Source organism: Frankia sp. AvcI1, assembly GCF_001420875.1.
GTDB classification, from domain to species: domain Bacteria; phylum Actinomycetota; class Actinomycetes; order Frankiales; family Frankiaceae; genus Frankia; species Frankia alni.
This window is the reverse complement of the sequence record NZ_LJFZ01000004.1, coordinates 116094-136798: the sequence shown is the minus strand read 5'-3', so window position 1 is coordinate 136798 and position 20705 is coordinate 116094. Positions and strand designations below refer to the sequence as shown.

General features: G+C 72.5%; 9 protein-coding genes and 32 pseudogenes. 23 read left to right on the top strand and 18 right to left on the bottom strand.

What is annotated here, in order from left to right; genetic code table 11:
• Positions 1-77 precede the first annotated feature (77 nt).
• From UK94_RS41385 to UK94_RS41335, 12 genes and pseudogenes are all read right to left on the bottom strand, one after another.
• Positions 78-841, bottom strand: a pseudogene (locus UK94_RS41385) (acyl-CoA dehydrogenase family protein); the annotation flags it as partial.
• Position 842: 1 nt separating this feature from the next.
• Positions 843-1370: acyl-CoA dehydrogenase family protein (locus UK94_RS41380; RefSeq protein WP_235486657.1), on the bottom strand; the 528-nt coding region annotated here is incomplete at its 3' end.
• A gap of 41 nt (positions 1371-1411) precedes the next feature.
• Positions 1412-1590 (bottom strand): annotated as a pseudogene (locus tag UK94_RS41375) (acyl-CoA dehydrogenase family protein); the annotation flags it as partial.
• Between the two features lies 1 nt (position 1591).
• Positions 1592-2554 (bottom strand): annotated as a pseudogene (locus UK94_RS05955) (acyl-CoA dehydrogenase family protein); the annotation flags it as partial.
• 90 nt (positions 2555-2644) lie between these two features.
• Positions 2645-2806, bottom strand: a pseudogene (locus UK94_RS41370) (TetR family transcriptional regulator); the annotation flags it as partial.
• 26 nt (positions 2807-2832) lie between these two features.
• Positions 2833-3118 (bottom strand): TetR/AcrR family transcriptional regulator C-terminal domain-containing protein (locus UK94_RS41360; protein WP_235486786.1); only part of this gene is annotated, 286 nt, incomplete at its 3' end.
• A gap of 29 nt (positions 3119-3147) precedes the next feature.
• A pseudogene (locus tag UK94_RS72930) lies at positions 3148-3211 on the bottom strand (hypothetical protein); the annotation flags it as partial.
• A gap of 1 nt (position 3212) precedes the next feature.
• Positions 3213-3292: pseudogene (locus UK94_RS41355) on the bottom strand (TetR family transcriptional regulator); the annotation flags it as partial.
• 177 nt (positions 3293-3469) lie between these two features.
• Positions 3470-3734: pseudogene (locus tag UK94_RS41350) on the bottom strand (HoxN/HupN/NixA family nickel/cobalt transporter); the annotation flags it as partial.
• A 1-nt stretch (position 3735) separates the two neighbouring features.
• A pseudogene (locus tag UK94_RS41345) lies at positions 3736-4017 on the bottom strand (HoxN/HupN/NixA family nickel/cobalt transporter); the annotation flags it as partial.
• A gap of 19 nt (positions 4018-4036) precedes the next feature.
• Positions 4037-4258 (bottom strand): annotated as a pseudogene (locus UK94_RS41340) (HoxN/HupN/NixA family nickel/cobalt transporter); the annotation flags it as partial.
• Between the two features lies 1 nt (position 4259).
• A pseudogene (locus UK94_RS41335) lies at positions 4260-4551 on the bottom strand (HoxN/HupN/NixA family nickel/cobalt transporter); the annotation flags it as partial.
• 1295 nt (positions 4552-5846) lie between these two features.
• On the opposite strand from UK94_RS41335, the pseudogene UK94_RS41330 reads away from it, so the two are divergent.
• The 6 genes and pseudogenes from UK94_RS41330 to UK94_RS05925 form a co-directional block, all read left to right on the top strand.
• Positions 5847-6092: pseudogene (locus tag UK94_RS41330) on the top strand (EamA family transporter); the annotation flags it as partial.
• A gap of 1 nt (position 6093) precedes the next feature.
• On the top strand, positions 6094-6896 hold an 803-nt coding region (locus UK94_RS05935; RefSeq protein ID WP_235486655.1), incomplete at its 5' end, for a DMT family transporter.
• A 50-nt stretch (positions 6897-6946) separates the two neighbouring features.
• Positions 6947-7352: pseudogene (locus UK94_RS41325) on the top strand (PLP-dependent lyase/thiolase); the annotation flags it as partial.
• A gap of 1 nt (position 7353) precedes the next feature.
• Positions 7354-7820 (top strand): annotated as a pseudogene (locus UK94_RS41320) (pyridoxal-phosphate dependent enzyme); the annotation flags it as partial.
• A 1-nt stretch (position 7821) separates the two neighbouring features.
• Positions 7822-7969, top strand: a pseudogene (locus tag UK94_RS72925) (threonine dehydratase); the annotation flags it as partial.
• Positions 7912-8442, top strand: coding sequence for a phosphotransferase (locus tag UK94_RS05925; RefSeq protein WP_268761231.1), 531 nt, complete (start codon positions 7912-7914; stop codon positions 8440-8442). The pseudogene UK94_RS72925 and the gene UK94_RS05925, both read left to right, overlap by 58 nt.
• A gap of 136 nt (positions 8443-8578) precedes the next feature.
• Here UK94_RS05925 and UK94_RS41315 read toward each other — a convergent pair.
• The 6 genes and pseudogenes from UK94_RS41315 to UK94_RS41295 all read right to left on the bottom strand — a co-directional run.
• A pseudogene (locus UK94_RS41315) lies at positions 8579-9011 on the bottom strand (fatty acid desaturase); the annotation flags it as partial.
• A 1-nt stretch (position 9012) separates the two neighbouring features.
• A pseudogene (locus UK94_RS41310) lies at positions 9013-9145 on the bottom strand (acyl-CoA desaturase); the annotation flags it as partial.
• 1 nt (position 9146) lies between these two features.
• A partial coding sequence (locus UK94_RS72920) for a fatty acid desaturase (RefSeq protein WP_268761217.1) occupies positions 9147-9733 on the bottom strand: 587 nt, incomplete at its 3' end.
• 127 nt (positions 9734-9860) lie between these two features.
• Positions 9861-10373 (bottom strand): annotated as a pseudogene (locus tag UK94_RS05915) (GAF and ANTAR domain-containing protein); the annotation flags it as partial.
• Between the two features lies 1 nt (position 10374).
• A pseudogene (locus UK94_RS41300) lies at positions 10375-10553 on the bottom strand (transcriptional regulator); the annotation flags it as partial.
• Between the two features lie 146 nt (positions 10554-10699).
• Positions 10700-10924 (bottom strand): ANTAR domain-containing protein (locus tag UK94_RS41295; protein WP_235486652.1); only part of this gene is annotated, 225 nt, incomplete at its 3' end.
• Positions 10925-11916: 992 nt separating this feature from the next.
• On the opposite strand from UK94_RS41295, the gene UK94_RS05905 reads away from it, so the two are divergent.
• The 17 genes and pseudogenes from UK94_RS05905 to UK94_RS41215 form a co-directional block, all read left to right on the top strand.
• Positions 11917-12303, top strand: coding sequence for an STAS domain-containing protein (locus tag UK94_RS05905; protein ID WP_055749022.1), 387 nt, complete (start codon positions 11917-11919; stop codon positions 12301-12303).
• 209 nt (positions 12304-12512) lie between these two features.
• Positions 12513-12838, top strand: a pseudogene (locus UK94_RS41290) (catalase); the annotation flags it as partial.
• 1 nt (position 12839) lies between these two features.
• A pseudogene (locus UK94_RS41285) lies at positions 12840-13090 on the top strand (catalase); the annotation flags it as partial.
• 1 nt (position 13091) lies between these two features.
• A pseudogene (locus tag UK94_RS41280) lies at positions 13092-13291 on the top strand (catalase); the annotation flags it as partial.
• Position 13292: 1 nt separating this feature from the next.
• Positions 13293-13356 (top strand): annotated as a pseudogene (locus tag UK94_RS41275) (hypothetical protein); the annotation flags it as partial.
• 15 nt (positions 13357-13371) lie between these two features.
• Positions 13372-13456, top strand: a pseudogene (locus UK94_RS41265) (hypothetical protein); the annotation flags it as partial.
• A gap of 1 nt (position 13457) precedes the next feature.
• Positions 13458-13502, top strand: a pseudogene (locus UK94_RS41260) (hypothetical protein); the annotation flags it as partial.
• 1 nt (position 13503) lies between these two features.
• Positions 13504-13647 (top strand): annotated as a pseudogene (locus tag UK94_RS41255) (catalase); the annotation flags it as partial.
• 1 nt (position 13648) lies between these two features.
• Positions 13649-13830 (top strand): annotated as a pseudogene (locus tag UK94_RS41250) (catalase); the annotation flags it as partial.
• A gap of 14 nt (positions 13831-13844) precedes the next feature.
• Positions 13845-14107, top strand: a pseudogene (locus UK94_RS41245) (catalase-related domain-containing protein); the annotation flags it as partial.
• A 70-nt stretch (positions 14108-14177) separates the two neighbouring features.
• Positions 14178-14672: pseudogene (locus UK94_RS41240) on the top strand (catalase HPII); the annotation flags it as partial.
• 880 nt (positions 14673-15552) lie between these two features.
• A pseudogene (locus UK94_RS41235) lies at positions 15553-16401 on the top strand (hypothetical protein); the annotation flags it as partial.
• A gap of 8 nt (positions 16402-16409) precedes the next feature.
• Positions 16410-17011 (top strand): annotated as a pseudogene (locus UK94_RS75805) (transporter substrate-binding domain-containing protein); the annotation flags it as partial.
• Position 17012: 1 nt separating this feature from the next.
• A pseudogene (locus tag UK94_RS41225) lies at positions 17013-17186 on the top strand (transporter substrate-binding domain-containing protein); the annotation flags it as partial.
• Between the two features lies 1 nt (position 17187).
• On the top strand, positions 17188-17492 hold a 305-nt coding region (locus UK94_RS41220; RefSeq protein WP_235486650.1), incomplete at its 5' end, for a transporter substrate-binding domain-containing protein.
• Positions 17493-18069: 577 nt separating this feature from the next.
• Positions 18070-19386 carry a hypothetical protein gene (locus tag UK94_RS05885; RefSeq protein ID WP_055749019.1) on the top strand — a complete coding sequence of 439 codons (1317 nt, stop codon included), beginning with the start codon at positions 18070-18072 and terminating at the stop codon, positions 19384-19386.
• Positions 19383-20514 (top strand): annotated as a pseudogene (locus UK94_RS41215) (serine/threonine protein kinase); the annotation flags it as partial. The gene UK94_RS05885 and the pseudogene UK94_RS41215, both read left to right, overlap by 4 nt.
• Between the last annotated feature and the right edge of the window lie 191 nt (positions 20515-20705).

The following is a 20705-nucleotide window of genomic DNA, read 5'->3' as shown; positions in this document are numbered from 1 at the left end:
CGTCCCGGCCGCCTCGGCGTTGGTCGACGCCTCGGCGTTGGTCGACGGATCGGCGGTGGTCGACGCCTCGGCGGTGGTCAACTGAACCGCCTGGTGGCCTGGGCCTTGCGGACCTCGCGGAACGGGACGTTCTTGTCGACTTCGGGTTCCCTGGGCAGGCCCAGGACCCGCTCGCCGATGATGTTCCGCTGGATCTGGTCGGTGCCTCCGCCGATGGAGGTGACGAACGCGGCGAACGACGAGCGGTTGACCTCCGCGGCGACCGGGTCGGTGTCGCCGTCGAGGACCGAGGAGGCGCCGAGCAGGTTCGTGGTCACGTCCACGCCGGTGTGCACGATGCGGGACATGGCGAGTTTGCCGATGGACGCCAGCGGTGACGCCGCGCCGCGCCCGGCGTCCGCCCGCGCCCGCAGGTTGTTCCAGGCGTTGACCTTCTCCAGCGTGTACAGCCGGGCGATCTCCTGGCGGGTGACGGGGTCGTCGGCCCTGCCGACCTTCTTCGCCAGCTCGACGTAGTCGGCGCCGCCGATCTGCCGGGTCCACGGCGACTGCCGGTCCGCCAGGGTGGTCTCGCTCCCGCCGGCCCGCCGGCGCTGACGGGAACTGCCACCGGCGGCGGCCCCCATGATCAGCCGCTCGAAGCCGAGCGCGGTCTGCAGTACCCGCCAGCCGTCGTTGACCGCGCCAAGCCGGTGGGAGTCGGCCACGACGGCGTCGGTGAGGAACACCTCGTTGAACTCCGACCCGCCCGTGACCTGGTGGATCGGCCGAATGTCGACTCCCGGCTGGTCCAGCGGCAGCCAGAAGAACGTCAGTCCGCGGTGCTTGGGCACGTCCCAGTNGGTGCGTGCGACGAGGAAGCCGTGGGTCGCCTCGCGGGCTCCCGACGTCCACACCTTCTGGCCGTTGACCACCCAGGTGTCGCCGTCGCGGTCGGCCCGGGTCTGCAACGCCGCGAGGTCGGAGCCGGCGCCGGGCTCGCTGTAGAGCAGGCAGCCCTGCTGCTCGCCGAGGGCCAGCGGCCGCACGAACGACTTCTTCTGCTCGTCCGTGCCGTGCGCGAGGATCGTGTTGGCGAACAGCTGCGTCACGTCCAGGGCGACCGGTTTCGCGCCCGCCCGGGTGAACTCCTCGGCGACCACCCGACGCAGATCGCGGTGCAGGCCGCGCCCGAACCACTCGACCGGCCAGGTCGGGGCCGCCCACCCGGAGTCGACGAGCCGCTCCCGCCACTGCGGGCCCCCGCCGCCGGGCTGCCAGTTCTCGGCCAGCCACGCCGCCACCTGCGCGCGTACCCGCTGCGCCGACGCCTCCTCAGACGCCTCCTTCGACGCCTGCGGCGGCGTGCCCGGCCCTGTCGTCGCGGTCATCGGGTTCCTCCTCGTCGTTCACGTGCACCCGAAGGGTGCGATCACAGACCGATTCGGGTGGCCAGCAGGTCACGGTGCGCGCGGGGACTGCCCCACAGCTGCACCCCGGACTTGGCGCGCCGGTAGTACAGATGGGCCGGGTGCTCGTAGGTGAACGAGATGCCCCCGTGCACCTGCATGTTCGTCCGGGCCGTGGCGAAGAACGCCTCGGAGCAGAACGNCTTGGCCAGCGGCGCGACCGTGGGGACCTCCGGGCTGTCCTGCGCGACGGCCCACGCCCCGTAGTAGGCGGCCGAGCGGGCGGACTCGACGTCGACGAAGGCGTCGGCGCACAGGTGTTTCACCGCCTGGAAGCTGCCGATCGCCCGGCCGAACTGCACCCGCTCCTTGGCGTACCCGACGGCCATCGCGAGCGTGAAATCGGCGCCGCCGACCTGCTCCGCGGCCACCGCGATCCGGGCGGCGTCGAGGAAACGGTCGAACGCGGCCTCGTCCGCCGGGGCCGTCAGCGGCGTCGCGGCCACGCCGTCGAGGCGCACCCGGGCGAGGCGCCGGGTGAGGTCGAAGACCTCCAGCGCGGCGCGCGACACCCCGTCCGCGGCGCCGTCGACGGCGAACAGTCCGACGCCGGCCTCGGTGCGCGCCGCCACCACCAGAAGATCGGCCGCCAGGCCGTCCGGCACGAAGGACTTCGTTCCGGTCAGCCGCCACCCGCCCCCGTCGCCGTCGCCGACCGCGCTGCAGCGCACCCCGGCCGCATCCCAGCCGCCGTCGTCCTCGGCGACGGCGACCGTGGCCACCACCCGACCCTCGGCGACCGCCTCGAGGTGGCCCGAGGTCACCGCTCGGTCGCCGCCGGTGAGCGCGATCGTGGCCAGCGCCGTCGACAGAAACGGCACCGGCACCAGCCGGCGTCCGAACTCCTCCAGCACGATCGCCAACTCCACCGGGCCGGCCCCCGCACCGCCGTGCTCCTCGGGCACCACCAGCCCCTGCAGCCCCAGCTCGCGGGCCATCCGCTCCCAGACCGGACGCTCCAACGCCGACGGCGCCGCCATCAGCCGACGCACCTGCGCCTCGGGGAAGGTCTCCTCGACGAACGCCCGCACCGTCGACCGCAGCGCTTCATGATCGTCGGTGAACTCGAACGTGCCCACGGCGGCCTCCAGACGACCGGTCGAACCNAGGTACTGACCAGTGGTCAGCATCTTCGGGACGGACGTTACTGACCGATGGTCAGGATGTCCAGCGAACGGCCGTGCCGGCTCGGCTCGTCAGCCCGCCGCCCGCAACCAGGCCCGCAGCCCCGCGATGATGACGGTGAGACCGTGGTCGAAGTCGGCGTCGGTCGCGAAGGTGTAGGACCAGCCGCGCTTGGTGACCTCATGCAGGTTCGGGAACTGGTCGAGGTCGCCGGGCAGGTCCACGTGCGACCCNTGCAGCGCGTCGTCCCGGTCCGGGNCCAGGTACCGCGCGAACTCGTGCTCGCTCGCCAGGCACCCACGCGTGTAGGTCGAGAGCAGGTGGTAGGCGTACCCCGCCTGCTCGGGGGTGAAGCCCGCCCGCAGCAGCACCCCGAGCTGCGCGTCGATCCGCCCGTAACTGGAGTCGAGCGCCTGCTGTGACCGACCCATGGTCGCCCACTGGCCCACCACCAGCTCGAACAGCGCCGGATCGGACCGCAGCGCCGCCCGGTAGCCCTCCCAGTAGCCGCGCAGGTGCGTCTCCCAGTCGTCGGAGTCGATCACCGGCAGGNCCTCGTTGAAGCGCCGCACCNCTCGCCCCAGCAGCGCATCGACAAGATCGTGCCGCCGAGGGAAGTGGTAGTGAACCGCGGGATGNTGCACCCCGAGGACCGCGGCCACCTTGCGGATGGTGACCTCGGCCAGACCCGCCTCCGCGGCCAACCGCTCCGCCGCCATCAGGATCACCTCGGAGTCGAGCGACCCCCGCGGCAACCGACCGTTCACCATCACCCAAGGCTAGTCGTCCAGCAAAGATCCACCTGGAGGTCCGAGCCCTCGGGCGTGCAGGTGCACTAAGTTATCCTGCTGCGGTCGCCGTCGAGCCTCACCCGCCCTAGCCGCCCGGTGGCGCGATCAGGTGGTCGTTTCGGTGGACCGGGTCGATTCGTAGGTGAGGTTGGCGGACCAGCGTTCCTCGACGCGGCCGAAGTACCAGACGGCGAGCGCGACGGCCCAGGCGAGGACGAACAGGCCGACGATGGCGTAGCCGGCGTAGTCGAGGTTGATGGTGGCGATCCAGGCGAGGGGCCCGGACTCGATCGTGAACCGGTCGGCGAGGACGCCGACGAGTTCGATCGTGCCGATGGCGAGGGCGACGATCACGGAGATGGCCGTGATCNTCAGGTTGTAGAACACCTTGCGGACAGGACGGGCGAAGGCCCAGCCGTAGGCGGCGTTCATGAAGACGCCGTCGATGGTGTCCATGAGACACATGCCGGCGGCGAACAGGATCGGCAGCACGAGGATCGAGTAGAAGGGCAGGTTGAACGCCGCGGCGCCGCCGGCGAGGACGAGCAGGCCGACCTCGGTCGCGGTGTCGAACCCGAGGCCGAACAGCACACCGATCGGGTAGATGTTCCACGGCCTGGTGACCGTCTTCGTCAGGCCGCCGAGAAAACGGTNCATGAAGCCGCGGGACTNCAGCCGCCGTTCGAGCTCCTGCTCGTCGTACTGCCCGTGGCGCATCTCGCGGAAGACCCTGACGATGCCGAGCAGGGCGGCAAGGTTCAGGATCCCGAGCACCCACAGGAACACCCCCGAGACCGACGGGCCGATCACGCCGGTGATGGTGTGCAGCGTGGAGGAGTCGTCCTCGATCGGGCCGACCAGGGACTTGATGCCGACGGAGAGCAGGAACGCGAGNGCGAACACGATCGTCGAGTGGCCGAGGGAGAACCAGAACCCGACCGAGAGCGGTCGGCGCTGGGGGCCGGCGCCTTCGGCTCCCCTCGCCGCGTGGTCGGCGATGATCTTTCGGGTGGCGTTGTCGACGGCGGCGATGTGATCGGCGTCGAAGGCGTGGCGCAGCCCGAAGGTATAGGCCAGGACGCCGACCCCGGCGGTGAACACGGGATGATCGCCACCGAGACGGTAGTCGTGCGGGGTGACGAGGGTGAGCAGGACGACGAACCCCACGACGTGCAGCAGGACGATGANCCCGGCCATCCCCGCCAGGGACCGCCTGTCGGCCCCCGTGAGGCTGCGCCGGAACTCGATCAGCCGTCTCGCCAGGGTCGGCTCGCCGACGCCGGAAGCCGCGTGAGCCACCAGAAGCCTCCTCACCGGGACTGCGGGACCTCGGGGCGGCGTCCTCGGGCGCGAGGAGAGCTCCGCCAACGAGCCACCAACGGGCCCAGATGCAACCCTCTCGTAACTGCAAGACGGTTGCAACTGGGCCTCGGCGTGCGGATCTGGCCGCGTCCGTCCTGGTAGGGCGTCGTCAGACTGCCCCGGCAGCGCCCAGCACCGGCCGACCCTGTGGTGGCAGAGCCGACCCCGTGCTGGTCCGGCCAACGGGCCGCAGGGTGCTGTACAGCAGCCGACAATCACCGCGCGGCGAACTGAATGCTGGCATTGTTGCAATCGCAGCGAACGAAATCACCAGTTACGGGGGTAACCATGTCACGTCGTTTCGCCCTGCCCGTCCGCCGGCTCGGAGCACTGTTCACCGCGGCCGCTCTGGCGGTCGGCCTGACGGCGACCCTGGGCCTCACCGCGCCGGCCGCGCAGGCATCCACCTGCACCGACAATCCCTACCAGGGAACCTGGAAGGCCACCGATCCCGACGATCACCTCATCGTCGTCGCCCTCGAGTTCCCGAACTGCTCGAACTGGAACTCCGTGAAGGTCAGCGTCCTCTCCCACGCCTTCCTCGGGCTTTCCGCGAATTCGTCGTACTGGGGATACNCCAGCAGCGTGAAATGGGGCGTCTACGGGACGTCGCTGACCGCCACGTACAACTTCCAGGGGCTGACCGAGACGCTGTACATCACGNCATCCACCAGGTACACCGGGCTGCCGATCGTCGAGACCGAGCGGTACGCCGACGGCACCTCCTACACGTTCCCCACCCAGTACTTCGCCCGCGCCTGATCCCGTCGGCGGCCGACACCCCGGGCTGTCCATCAGCCCGCGGTGTCGAGGCCGAGGAGGCGGGTGACGGTGGCGACCTGGTCCGCGTNGTGGCCGACGAACTCGGGTGAACGGGGATCGACCCCGCACATGCCCTCGATGACGTGGGGCAGCGTGGTGGTCGCCATCGCGGCGGCCGCCGTGACAAGACGACAGCCGTGACAAGACGACGAGAGGACGAGAGGACTCGGCGCCGAGCAGGCCAGAGCACTGCGCCATTCCTTTCCTGTTCGGAAAAGGTGAAGCGACTCAGCTGCCCGCGGTGGTGGATAGTATTCTGGCCTGCGTGACTCGCCGTGGCTGGCTGCTCTTTGTTGCGATGGCGCTGTTCTGGGGCGTTCCGTATCTGTTCATCAAGGTCGCGGTTCGCGAGGTCGATCCCGTCGTCGCCACCTTCGGTCGCATCGCCGTGGCGGTGGTGGTGCTGCTGCCCGTGGCACTGGCGACCAGGTCCTTCTCGGGTTTACGGGGATGCTGGCTCCGTCTCGCCATGCTCGGACTGGTTCAGATCGGCGTGCCTTTCCTGTGCATCAGCGTCGGGGAACGCCATGTCGCCTCGTCGATGNCCAGCCTGCTGATCGCGACGGAACCCGTGTTCGTGGCCCTGATTGCGCCGCGTCTGACGGGGGAACGGGTGTCACGGCGCCGTGCCGTGGGCCTGGGCCTCGGCCTGGGCGGTGTTGCCGCGCTGCTGGGCGTGAGGGTGGGCGGGGACACTGTGTTCCTGGCCGGCGCGGGGCTCGTTCTTCTCGCCTCGGGGTGCTATGCCCTGGGCGCGGTGCTGGTGCAGCGCAGCCCGTTCGTCCATCTTCCGCGGCTGGGCGTGGTCACGGCGGAGTGCGTCGCGGCGGCCCTGGTCCTGCTGCCCGTGGCGGCCCTTCGCCTACCAGGGACGACCCCGAGCTGGAAGGCGCAGAGCAGCATTGTGGTGCTGGGCGTGGTGTGTACGGCGCTGGCCTGGATCACCTGCCTCGCGTTGATCTCCGAGGTCGGCGCGAGTCGAGGGACCGTGTTCACCTATGTCAATCCCCTGGTGGCGGTGGCGCTGGGCGTTCCCTTTCTGCACGAGAACCTGACGAGAACGATGCTCCTCGGCTTTCTGCTGATTCTCACGGGCTCGTGGCTGGCGACGGGAAGCGGACTCCCGCGCCGAAAAGTGGCACGAACCCTCGGCACGATCGGCGTGCACGGGCAGGCACAGAAGGACCCGAACTCGCCTTCGCCTGCTAGCACCAGCCCCCGCGTCCGGCGCCTGCGGTTCCGCGGAACCGCGGAACCGCCCCGTGGTGCCGGTCGGGACCCCGCCGTCCACGATCATATCCTCACACCTCGACGGCGAGGATCAGGGAACGCGGCCGGCCCTCGCTGAGGCCGGGAGGCCCAAACCGACCGTCGCCGGCGGCGTTACGCTGGCGGACCGTGCAGGGAACGCGTCTCGACACCGCCCGGATCCGAGCGGCTCGCCGGATCATCGACCCGGTGTTTCTCGACACTCCGCTGTATCGCTGCGAGGCGCTGGAACCCGACCTCGGCTGCGCGGTGAGCATCAAGCTCGAAACGGCGAATCCGGTGCGCAGCTTCAAGGCCCGCGGCACCGAGATGGTCGCGAGCGGGCTCGCCGAGACCGGCGCGCGGGCCGTGGTGTGCGCCAGCGCCGGCAATCTCGGCCAGGCCCTCGCCTGGTCCGGTCGCGGCCGGGGGCTCGACGTCACCGTCGTGGCCTCCCGCCACGCGCCCGCGGCCAAGCTGGCCCGCATCCGTGCATTGGACGCCAGGGTGGAGCTGGTGGACGGCGACTTCGACCTGGCTCGTGAGCGGGCCGCGGNCATCGCGCGCCGCGACGGCATCCGGCTGGTCGAGGACAGCCTGGACCTCGAGACGTGCGAGGGCGCGGCGACCATCGGCCTGGAACTCGTCGACACCGGGCCGCCATTCAACATCGGGCCGTCGTTCGACGCGGTCCTCCTCGCGCTCGGCGGCGGAGCGCTGGCGACCGGGGTGGGTCATGTGGTGAAGGCCCTGGCGCCCGACGTCGAGGTGATCTGCGTCCAGCCGCTGGGCGCACCGGCGATGACCCACTCGTGGCGCCGGCGGCGCGTCGTCACCACCGACGCGACCAACACCATTGCCGACGGCGTCGCCGGTCGACGTCCCATCCCGGCCGTCCTCAACGACCTCCTCCTCGTCGCCGACGACGCGGTCCTGGTCCGGGAGGCGTCGATCATCGCCGGGATGCGGCTGCTCCTCGACCACGCCGGCCTCGTGGTCGAGCCGTCGGCCGCGCTCGGCGTGGNGGCGATCCTCGAGGACCGGGACCGTTTCGCCGGCCGCCACGTCGTCACCGTCGTGTGCGGCAGCAACGTCGACGTGGACGCCTACCGTCGCTGGGTCGGGGCGGGACGGCGTCGGAGCGAGGATTCGGCAACGTCGTCGCCGAAGTAGCCGAAGGCACGACGACGAGCAGTGGCGAGCCCGACGCTGACGCGATCGGCTCCGACGCCGCCGACGTCCGGGCCGTCTGGGACGACGCCGTCGCGGCCCCCGCCTGGGAGGGTCCGCCGGTGTGGGTGCACGGCGATCTGCATCCCGCGAACGTCGTCGTCGCGGACGGCACGCTGGCGGGCGTGGTCGACTTCGGCGACATGTTCGTCGGCGACCCGGCGTTGGACTTGGCGGCCGCCTGGGTCCTGCTGCCGGCCGGCGCGGCCGCACGCTTCTTCGCCGCCTACGGGGAGGCTGACCACGCGACGGTCCGGCGCGCCCGCGGGCTGGCCGCGTGCAAGAGCCTCTTCCTGATGCTGATGGGCCAGAACGGGGACCGCGGCCTGCCCGGCGGCAAGCCGGCGTGGGGTCCGGCGGGACGGGCGGCGCTCGACCGGGTCCTGAGCGAGCGTCTGACCCGATTCCACGAGTAGATCGGCGGCCTACTTCGGCTGTTTCACCCCGCTTCTTGAGGGGGTGTCGCGGAGGCTGGAAAGGGCCCAGGAGGCTGGCACCACCCTGAGGACTCCCGCCCTCACCGGTCCCGACCACGGCGCGGCGGTGCGCAGTTCACGTGGACACGGCCGCCCCCGCGACGGCGGCCAGGTCGGAGGCGGTGGCCAGCCGCTTTTCCGGGGTCGGGTGCCGCAGCGGCCCGCCGATCCGGTGCAGATGCCGCAGCGCCTCGCCGTAGGAGGCCAGCGCGCCGGTCTCCCGGTAGCCGACCTCGTGGGCCTGGCAGAACGCGCGGATCAGCGGCTGGGCCCGGCGCAGGCTCGGCCGCGGCATGCTCGGGAACAGGTGGTGTTCGATCTGGTAGTTCAGCCCCCCGAACACGACGTCGGTGACCCGGCCACCCCGGATGTTGCGCGCGGTCACCACCTGCCGGCGCAGGAAGTCGGGCTCGTCGCCGGCGAGAATCGTCATCCCCTTGTGGTTCGGCGCGAACGCGCAGCCCATGTACAGGCCGAACAGCCCCTGATGGACCAGCACGAAGACCACCNCCCTGACCGGCGAGAGAACCAGGGCGACGGCGGTGAGGTAGCCGGCGAGGTGCACCACCAGCAGCCCCGCCTCCGCGGCGACGGTCCGGTCCCGCCGGCCGGTCCGGTCGCGGCGCTCGGCCAGCTCCCGCACNCTGGCCACGTGCAGGTTCAGTCCCTCCAGCAGGAGAATTGGGAAGAACAGCGACGCCTGGTGGCGGGTCAGCCGGCGCGCCCACCCGCGGCGCCGCCCGGCCTCGGCGGCGGTGAACACGAATGCGCCGGGGGCGAGGTCCGGGTCGCGACCAACCTGGTTGGGGTGGCGGTGGTGCCGGTTGTGCTTGGCCACCCACCAGCCGTAGCTCAGCCCCACCAGCATGTTTCCCGCTAACAGGCCCAGGGCGTCGTTGCCCCGCCGGCCGAGGCAGATCTGGCGGTGGCCCGCGTCGTGCCCGAGAAACGCCACCTGGGTGAACATCACCGCCAGAAACGCCGCCGTGGCCAGCTGCCACCACGAGTCGCCCAGCGCGACGAACGCCCACCAGCCGGCGGCGAGCAGGCCCAGACTCACCGCGATCCGGGCGGAATACCAGCCGGCCCGGCCATCGAACAACGCGGCGGCGGCGACCTGGCGCCGCAGTTCGGCGTACTCGCTGCCACGGACTGCCGCCGACGGCGTCGGCACCGGTGCCGAAGCGGGTTCTGCTGCTGCACTGCTTGTGGCCACGGCATCCGCGCCCATGGGCATCCCTCTCAGCCGACAACGCATCAGCGAGAGGGAACCCGGAACAGGCGTACGGACCAGACCAGGGACGAGAACACTGCCACGCTGAAGTGACAACGGTCAGACTACTCCAGCCCGCGAACGCTCAACTCGGCTTGGCGCGCCTCGGTCGAGACGCCCTGGTGGCGGCGTGATCGAGCAGGCGCTGGGCGGGGATCTCCCGGGCGACGACCGCGCGGGCGACGTCGGTGAGCCGCAGGTTGTGGTCGCGGGCATAGGTCCGCAGCCGACCGAACGCCTCGTCCATCCCGAGATTCCCGCGCTGCGCCAGAAAGCCCTTGGCCTGTTCCAGGACGACCCTGCTGCTCAGCGCGCCCTTCAACTGCTCGTTGATGACGATCTGGTCGGTGGCCGCCTTGTCCTGCACGATCGCGACACTCGCCACGTGCGCGAGGGCCTGGCCGAGACTCAGGTCGTCCTCGCTGAGCGTCCCGACCTGCGTGCCGAACAGCCCGAGGGCGCCCAGGACCGTGTCCCGCAACCGCATGGGAAGGGCGTGGACCGAGACGAAGCCGGCCTGCGTGGCGGCGGCGACGAACCGCGGCCAGCGCGCCGTGGCCGTGCGCAGGTCCGCGACGCTGACGGGCGCCCCCGCCCGNTAGCAGTCCAGGCACGGCCCCTGGTCGCGTTGGAGCTGGAGCAGTTCCAGGTTGCGGGTGCGTTCGGAGGACGCCGCCACCAGGTGCAGGGTGCCGCGATGATCGGCCAGGAGCAGGCCCGCGGACTCGACGTCGAGCAGCCGCGCGCAGTCCGCGGTCAGCCCGTCCAGGAGGTCCACCACGTCGAAGCGGTCCACCAGGCTGTTCGCCAGCGACACGAACGCCCGGGTGACCTGACGTTCCCGCTCGGCGCTCACGCGATCATCCCCGGGTCGTCGTCCGGCAGGACCCAGGCGCTGTCGTCGTCGAGCGCCACCTGACGCTNCACCACCCGCCACGCGGCCTCGCTCGCGGTCAGGTCGTGCGCGAACGCGTAGGCCCGCAGTCGCACCAGCGCCTCGGCCGGACCGACGTCGCACTGAGCCATGATCATCCCGGTGGCCTGGTAGACCTCGACCCGCTCGAGGGAGGCGAACTCCCGTAACCCCTCGCCGCTGTCACCGACGGCCTCCCAGTCCAGATCCCCGCCCGCCAGGTCCAGCAGCGGCAAGCTGGCCAGCCTCGCGNCGAACAGACCGCCGGCCAGGTTCTCCCCGCCCAGCGGGCCGGGAGTGTGGCGAAACAGGTCCAGGGCGCCGATGGGCGCACCGGCGAGCACCACGGGCAGGGCGAACACCGCCCGCACCCCGACGGCCATCACCGCGCCGGCGAACACCGGCCACGGGGTCTCGGTCGTCAGCGTGAGGTCCGGGACCAGCGCCGGGCGACCCTCGCGCACCGCGTCGAGACAGGGGCCTTCCCCGAAGGTGAACTGGAGCTCGTCCAGCCGCCGGCTCAACGCGCCGCTGGAGCCGAACGTCCCCGTCGAGACGCCGTCGCGCACCACCGAGACCGCGGCCCCGTCGACCCCGAGCAGCCGCACGCACGCCCGGCACAGCCCGTCGGCCGCCGCCAGGCCGCTGCCGGCCGCCACCGCCGCACCGAGACCGGACCGGACACGCTCACTCGAGGCGATAGCCCCTCCCCAACGTCGGGCCGCACTGCCCACATCCATCCGCGGTTCCNCGCATCGGTTTCCTGCACCGGTAACGGCCCGCCAACCATCCGCTGGTCATTTCCAGCCTACGGGTACCGATCGGCTACGGGCGCACCGGTGACCGCCCGGTTTCGCCGTCGCGGCGGGGACGGCCCGACGGCCGGATCGTGGCTCCACCGTCTCCAAGCCCAGGGCCGATGGTCGGGCTTGCGGCGAGACGTCCGACATGCCACAATCGCGGTGGCCTCAGAGAGCCGACGTCGCTCCAGACTCCCGGTGACGCGTTGTTTTTCAGCGCGCAAGGGAGTCCACGGACATGAGGGTCTCAGCGGATTCCCCTGAGGCGACGGTCGGCGGAATCCCTCCGCGGTTCCCCGCCCATCGCGTCTGGCGCGGCCCCCTCCGCACGCATCGCATCGGTGTCGGTCGTCGACATGGTCCCCTCGCGGCTCCCGCCGACCGAGGATGACCTCCAACAATTCCTCGTTATCGGGGAAGAAGGCCCGGTGACCCGGGAAGCGGTCGAGGCCGACGCCGAGCCGCCACCAGTCGAATCCCCGCAGCACGTCTGGGTCGCCGACAGGCTGTCGGTGACGGTCCACCACGGATCCGCCGAAACCGGCGTCGAGGTGCGTGGAGAAATCGACCTGGCCAGCGTCGGGGCGTTGCGCTCGGCGCTGTTCGCGGCCGTCCGCGGCGGGTCCCCCACCGTCGTGGTCGACCTCGCCGAGGTCGACTTCCTCGACGCCCTGGGGCTGGGAGCACTGGTCGCCGCCCGCACCCGGGCGAGGGCCTCGGGGCAGCGCCTGGTCGTGATCGGCGCCCGTCCCCTGACCTACCGGCTGTTCGCACTCACCAACCTCGCGGCACCGTTCGACGTCCGCCGCCACTGAGCGCCACCACTGAGCACCACCACCGAGCGTCGCCGACCGGATCCCCGCGCCCACACCTCCCCGGCGATGCTACCGATGCAGCGGTATTAGCTTACTCAGAGTTACCATGAAGGAGATCGCACGGCGACGAAGGTTCGTCCGTCTGCTCCGGATTCGGCCGCAGGCGGGTGGAGATCCGCTGTCCTTCGCTCTACCCCTACGGAGTCGCGATGCCAACCGCCCGTCACTCTGATCAGGCCGCCTCCCGGTCGGCCGCCGCCAACGGCGCCGCCGAGGACAACGCCGCCGAGGACAACGCCGCCCGCCTGGCGGCACCCACCCAGGAGGGCGTCTACCTGACGTCCGCGCAGGGGCTCCGGCTCCCCGACACCGACCACTCCCTCAAGGTCGGCGAGCGCGGCCCCACGCTGCTGGAGGACTTCCACCTCCGCGAGAAGATCACCCATTTCGATCACGAACGGATTCCGGAACGGGTCGTGCACGCCCGCGGCGCCGCCGCGCACGGCGTCTTCGAGTCCTACGGGACGGCGGCGTCNGTGACCAAGGCCCGGTTCCTCGCCGTCAAGGGTCGCCAAACGCCCGTGTTCACCCGGTTCTCCGCCGTCCTCGGATCCCGCGGGTCGGCGGACACCGTCCGCGACACCCGCGGCTTCGCCGTGAAGTTCTACACCAGCGAGGGAAACGTCGACCTCGTCGGCAACAACATCCCGGTGTTCTTCATCCAGGACGGCATCAAGTTCCCCGACGTCATCCACGCCGGCAAGCCGCGCCCGGACCGGGAGATTCCNCAGGCGCAGTCGGCCCACGACACCTTCTGGGATTTCGTCTCCCTGCACACCGAGGCCACCCACCACGTCCTGTGGAACATGAGTGACCGCGGTCTTCCCCGGTCCTATCGCACGATGGAGGGTTTCGGCGTCCACACGTTCCGGCTGGTCAACGAGGAGGGCCTCACGAGCCTGGTGAAGTTCCACTGGAAACCGGTCAGNGGCGTCCACTCCCTCGTGTGGGAGGAGGCGCAGATCGCCGCCGGGGTCGATCCGGACTTCCACCNCCGGGACCTGGCCNACGCCATCGACGCCGGCGCCTTCCCCGAGTACGAGCTCGGCATCCAGGTCCTGCCCGACGACGGCACGCACACGTTCGAAGGCATNGACCTGCTCGATCCCACCAAACTGGTGCCCGAGGAACTGGCGCCCNTGCAGTTGATCGGCCGGCTGACCCTGAACGCGAATCCGACGAACTACTTCGCCGAGACCGAACAGGTCGCCTTCCACACCGGCAACCTCGTCCCCGGCATCGAGGTCACCGACGACCCTCTCATGCAGGCCCGGTTGTTCTCCTNCCTCGACACCCAGCTCACCCGCCTCGGCGGGCCGAACTTCACGCAGCTACCGATCAACCGGCCGCACTGCCCGGTCAACGACCTGCTCCGCGACGGCGCCCACCAGTCCGCGATCCACACCGGCCTCGCGGCCTACCTGCCCAACAGCGTCGACGAGGGTCTGCCGCTCGTCGCGGCCGAGGNCGAGGGCGGCTACGTGCAGCGGGAGCGGCCCGTGGAAGGCCGCGTCGTACGTGCCAACCCGGTCTCCTTCGACGACCACTTCTCCCAGGCTGCGATGTTCTACCGCAGTGTCAGCCCGATCGAACGGGCGCACATCGTCGAGGCCTTCGCCTTCGAACTGGGCAAGGTGTACGACAAGGCCATCAAGGAACGCCAGCTCAGGGTGCTCGCCAACGTCGACGCCGACCTGAGCGCCCGGGTCGCCGCCGCGCTGGGTCTACCCGCTCCCGACGGCTCNCCGCCCGACGTCGCCCTGGCCCCCTCGCTGTCCCAGCTCGTGACGGAGCCGGGCCCCGTCGCGGGCCGNCGCATCGGGGTGATCGCCAGCCTGGACGCCGACCTCGGCGGCATCGACAAGCTCCGCAAGGCCGTGGCGAGCCTCGGGGTGCAGCTCCTCGTCGTCGCCCCCGTCGGCGGGGTCCTCCACCACGGCCGGCACACCGAGGTCGTCGAGCGGACGAACCTCACCGCCCGCTCCGTCGAGTTCGACGCCGTCGTCGTCGCCGGCGACACCTCCCCGCGCGACGCCCTGCAGGTGGCGGACGCGCTCAAGGTGACGTTGCTGCTCCAGGAGGCCTACCGGCACCTCAAGCCGTTGGCCGCGTGGGGCTCCGGTGCCCGCGTCCTGGCCGCCGCCGGCATCACCGCCGACCACGCCGGCGTCCTCGTCGCCGACGCGGTCACCAAGACGTTCACCGACCGCCTGACCCTCGCGCTCGGGCTGCACCGCGTGTGGGACCGGGCCGAGGAGGTCATGGCCAACGCGACGGCGCCGGTGCACCCGGACCTCGTGCCCCACTGATCGCCGCGTCCGGCCGGCGGGCGTCGTCGGCGTGGAGGACGGCAGGTGCGCGCCCACGAGCTTCGCCACGACGCGCGACCGCGGACGGCGGCGAACCCCGGCCCGGGACGCCGCAGCGAAGTGTGATGACGCAAAGCTGACACCGGGGCCACGCAACGCCGTGGTTCACCTAAGATCACCGGCTATGACCGCGGTGGGCACGCCGTCGCCTCCCTCCACCCCGCATCCCGCCACCCCGCCGGCCACAACCACGCCGGCCGCAACCACGCCACCGCCGACCGCAGTCCGCGGCGCGACGGGCATGCCCGCCGGGGGTGCAGCCGGCACCCTGGGCACGGCCGGCGGACCGGGAACGAGCGGCACCTTGGGGGCGGCCGGCACCTTGGGGGCAGCCGGCGGATCGGGCGTGGCCGGCGGGCCGGAGACGAACGGTGGCAGGGGCGGCTCGCCCGGGCGCCGCGGGCTGCGGCGCCNCACGGCCACCCCGCCCGGCCGGCTGCGGCTGCTGTCGATCATCGTGACCGTCGGGCTGCTCGTCCTGTGGATCGCGGCCCTCGCCACCGTGCGGGCCCGCCAGCAGGCGCTGCACTCGCTGCGGACCGACAGCGGCGCGTCGTTCATCGCGGCGCAGAGCCTGCACGCCGACCTCTCGGCGGCCGACGCCGCGGCGGCACGGGCCTTCCTCGCCGGCGGCGTCGAGCCTCCCGACCAGCGCGCCGCCTACCAGCGGGCCATCGCCGACGCGAGCGAGCGGATCGTCGATCTCGCCCGGGCCGCTGGGCCGCGGGAGCCGCTGACCGTGCTCACCGAGCAGCTGCCCGTCTACACCGGCGAGGTGGAACGAGCCCGGGCAAACAACCGNCTCGGCCTGGTCGTCGGNGGTGCGTATCTACGCGAGGCGTCCAGCCTGATGCAGGGCACGATCCTGCCGGCCGCCGACGGGCTCGCCGCCGCGGCCGCCGACCGCATCGACCACGACTACCGGCAGGCCAGCCGCGTCTACCACCCGGTGGTGGTCGCCGTCGCCGGGCTGGCGACGCTCGCCGTGCTGATCGTCCTGCAGGTCCGGCTGTTCCGGCGGACCAACCGCATCCTCAATCCGGCGCTGGTGGCGGCGACGCTGCTCGCCGCGCTCGCGCTCGGGTGGACGCTCGCCGCGTTCGGGGTGCAGCGCGCCCGCCTGCTCGACAGCCGCGACGACGGCTACGTGCCGATGACGATGACCGCGCAGGCCCGGGCGCTCGCGCTGCGTGCCTGGGGCGACGAGAGCCTGTCGCTGATCTCCCGGGGCAACGGCGCGGGCCTCGACGCCGACGCCGACGCGGTCAGCGCCCGGCTGGGCTACGACGCCCAGGGCCGGCCGACCGGCACGGGGCTGCTCCCGGCGACCGCGGCGCTACCCGGATCGGACCGGGCCGCCCGCGGCGCGCTCGCGCCCACCTGGCAGTCCTACCAGGCCAGCGCGGTGCGAGTCCGCGCGCTCGTCGCCGAGGTCGGCGGGTTCCAGCAGGCGGTGGCCCTGGCCCAGGGCGGCGGCACCGACGCCTTCCGACGGTTCGACACCGCCTCGACAGTGGTGTTCGACGCCGGCCGCGGCCGGTTCGAGCAGCGACTCACCGCCGCGGACGACGGCCTCGATCCGCTGCCGCTGGCCGTCACGGCGAGCCTCCTGTTCGCCGCCGCCCTCGCGCTCGCCGGTATCCAGCTCCGCATCAACGACTATCGGTAGCCGCCATCATGCCGAAACCCACGACCCTCACGACCTCCCCGACCTCCATGACGTCCCCGACGTCCCCGACGTCCACGACGTCCACGACGTCCACGACGTCCACGAGGCTGCCGCGGGTCATCGCGCTGGCCGTCGCGGTGCTGCTGGCCCTCGCCGGCGCCGGCTGCGCAACCGTGGACGCGCCGCTTCCCGCGCAGGCACGGCCGCTGGTCACGACGGGCGCCTCGTCCCCGTCTGCCACCGGCGTCCCGCCACCGTCGGGCACCGGTGCGGGCTGCGGAGATCCGCAGGCGAGCCTGCGGCCACCGGCCGTGCCCCCCACGCCCGGCGCGATGCCGGCCGGCACGTTCCTCGCGACGATCCAGCAACGCGGCTACCTACGGGCCGCGGTGCTCGCGGATGTCCCGCCGTTCGGTTCGATCAACGCGTTCACCGGGCAGTTCGAGGGCTTCGACGTGGACCTGGCGAACCGCATCGGCCGGGCGATCTTCGGCACGGACGGGCACGTGCGGTTTCGCGCGACGACCTACGCCGAGCGCATCCCGGTGCTGACGCACGGGGACGTGGACATCGTCGTCGCGACCATGACGACGAACTGCGAGCGGCGCCGNCAGATCGACTTCTCCACCGTCTACTGGTACGAGACGCAGCGGGTGCTGGTCCCCCTCGGCTCGCCCGCCCGCAGCCTGGACGACCTCGGGGGGCAGCCGGTGTGCACCGCGGCGGGGACCACCACGGTGGACACTCTGCGCCGGACGTCGTCGCACCCGGTCGTGCGGACCGTGNCGAACATCGCCGACTGCCTCGTGCTGCTCCAGTCCGGCCAGGTCGCGGGGATCACGACGACGAGCGCGGTCCTCGCCGGCATGGCGGCGCAGGATCCCCGGGTCCACCTCGTCGGCCCGGGACTGTCCAACGAGCCGGACGCGATCGGCGTCGCCCGCGGCCATCCGGAATTGACCCGCTTCGTCAACGGCGTGCTCGCCGACGTGGTGCGCGACGGCACCTGGGCCGCGCTGGTCCAACACTGGCTGCCGGCACTGCGCCCACCCCCGACCGCGCCGGTCCCCCGCTACACCGACGGCGGGTGACGCGGCGTCTCCCGCCTCCCGCCTCCGGACCTCAACACCGAGCGGCTCCCCACTCTGACGTGCTGGTCCGGCGACGGCTGAAGGGGCTGCGCCCGCCCCCGACGGTGCCGGTCCCGCCGCGACGCCGAAGGCAGGTCGCCCTCACTACGTCTTCCCAGGCCGGCCGGATTCGCCCTGCTCCCAGGGCCGGACTGCCTAACATGCCGGCACTGTGAGCCGGGCGAGGTGACGACAAGGCGACATTGCCCCACGGAAGGTGCTCGACCGATTTACGATCAGCCATCCCGCGGAGTCGGACCGCCATCAGGCGCCCTGACCGCCGCGGCTCAGGGCGGTGCAGGCGCGGGCGTCCCGGCGAGACCGGGACGGTCGCGAAACGGACGATCGGGGCGGTGGTACTCAGGGCATGGCGGGCATGCTTGATGCCGCGGGGGCGAGTCGCGCGCCACGAGCGGCCGGATCCGCGCGCCTCGCCGGCGCCCGCACAGCATGTTCCGCCCGGCACGCCCGACCCGTCCGGCCCTCGCCGCGTCGGGCAGCGGGATCGCTCGCGTCGACGCAGGGGGCGTGACCGGCGATGCGCACCCGTTCGGACGTCGACGCGGCCCTGACCAGGCTGCGTTCCGGCGGCGCGCAGCTCGCCGCGGAGCTGCTGGACCTCGACGCCCTCATCGACCGGCACCTCGGCGATCCGCCGCGGCTGCGCGGACGCACCGCCGCGATCGCCGCCGACGCCCGCCGCCGGCTGGTGGGCCTCTGGGAGACCCACGCCGCGCTCAACGACCTGCTCACCGCCGCCGCGGCCGAACGGGGAGAGGGTCCACGGCTTGGCGCCCGGCGCACCGCCCGGCTCGCCGCGCTGCTGGACGCCGAGCCCGACGGTGACCGCCCGGCCGGCGCCGCCGGGGCGGCTGAGGGACACGACGCTGCGGCCCGGACTCCCGCCCATCGTCGCCTCGAGGAGGCGCTCGCGAGCGTCCGTGCCCTACGCGCCGCCGCCGACGAGATCATCGCGGCACGAGCCGCGCACCGCGAGGCGCTGGCACCGCTCGGCCGCCACCTCGCCGAGGCGCAGGCGACGGCGCAACGCCTCGGGCTCACCCCGGGTGGCGCCGGCCCGAGGGGCGCCGAGGCCGACGACGGAGCCGAGGCCGGCGACGGAGCCGTGGACGACGACGGAGCCGTGGACGACGAGGTTCCGGCGCTCGCGACAGCCCGGGCCGCGCTGGCACTCGCCCAGGCCGCGGTGGCCGCCGACCCGCTCGACGTGCCGGCGGAGCTGCTGACCGAGGTCGGCGACGCGCTCGCCCCAGCCCTCGCCGCCGTCGCCGCACTCGCGCGGGCACACGACCATCTCGCCGCGGACCTTGCCGCGGCCGACGCGCTGCTGGCGCAGGTCGTCGCGGCCGCGCAGGTCGGCGAGCGCCGTGCCCGGGAGGTCGTCGAGCGGATCAGCGGCCACGCCGATGGCCTGCTGCGGCTGTCCGACGGGTGGTTCGACGCGCCGCGGCGCGGCCTGCGGCCCTGGCTGGACCGGCTGAGCGCCGCCGGCGAGGCCGGCGACTGGCGGCTGGTCGCCTACGGCCTGCCGGCCTGGCGGCGCACCGCGCAGGCGACGCTGGCGACGGCGACGACGATCGCCGAGACGAACGCGGCGCCGGTGCGCCGCCGCGACGAGCTGCGCGGGCTGCTGCGGGCGCTGCGGGCCAAGGCCGGGCGCACCGGCCTGGGTGAATCCGCCGCGGTGGAGGCCAGCTACGCCCCCGCGCTGGCCGCGCTGGGATCGGCCCCGATCGACCTGGACCGGGCCGAGAAGCTCGTCCGCGCCTACGCGGACGCCCTGCTGGCAGCCGCGCCCGCCCGATACCCCGCCCGACCAGAGGAGCACGCATGACGGAGGCGATCCGGTGTCCCGAGCCGGACTGCGAGGGCGTCATCGAGGACGGCTACTGCACGATCACCGGCCTCGCCTACCGGCCGCCCGGCCCGGCCGCCGCGGCCGCCGACCGTCCCGCCGCCTGGGCGCCGGTGGACGGCGGCGTGACCGGCGCACGCCCTGCGTCCGGCGCATCCCCTGCGTCCCACGGAATTGCCGTGTCCCACGGAACCGGCGGGTCCGCGTCGTCGGGGGCCACCGCCTCGCGGCGGTCGCGGCGCGGGTCGGCGAGCCACAGCGCGCCCGACCGGCTGGGCGCCGGGCTGGTGCGCATGCCCGAGATCGACCTGCCCGATCCCACCTCGCTGGTGCTCGCCGACCCGCAGATCCCGCAGCGGCGGCGGGTGTGCGCCCGCTGCGGCGAGCCCGTCGGCCGCTCGCGCGGGGGCCAGCCGGCCCTGGCGGAGGGGTTCTGCGCGGGCTGCGGGCAGCCCTACTCGTTCCGGCCTGCGCTGCGGCCGGGCGACCGCGTCGGCCAGTACGAGATCGCCGGTGCCCTCGCCCACGGCGGGCAGGGCTGGATCTACCTGGCCCGCGACCACGGCGTCGGCGGGGACTTCTGGGTGGTGTTCAAGGGGCTGCTCGACTCCGGCGACCGGCACGCGCAGGCCGCGGCGATAGCCGAACGCCGGTTCCTGGCCGCGGTCGACCATCCGGCGATCGTGAAGATCTACACGTTCGTCGAGCATGCCGGAACCGGCTACATCGTGATGGAGTACGTCGGCGGGACGTCGATGCGCGAGGTGCTGCGCCGGCGGCGGGCCGCCGCGGGTCGGCCCGACCCGCTGCCGGCGGCCGAGGCCGTCGCCTACCTGCTCGCGGTGCTGCCCGCGTTCGCCTACCTGCACCGCAACGGTCTGGTGTTCTGCGACTTCAAGCCGGACAACATGATGGTCGGCCGGGACGCGGTGCGGCTGATCGACCTCGGCGCAGTGCGGCGGATCGACGACCACGACGGCGCCGTCTACGGCACGCTCGGCTACCAGGCCCCGGAAGTGCCCACCGAGGGCCCGTCGGTGGCCTCCGACCTGTACACGGTGGGCCGGACGCTGGCCACCCTCGTCCTGGACTTCCGCGGCAACACCTNGACCTACCGGCACGCCCTGCCGCCGGCGTCGGGGCATCCGGTGCTCGCCCGGCACGAGTCGCTCTACCGTCTGCTGGTCAAGGCCACGGCGCTCGACCCCGATCATCGGTTCACCAGTGCCGAGGAGATGNACGGCGAACTGCTCGGCGTCCTGCGGGAGATCGTCGCCGCCGAACGGGNCACCCCGATG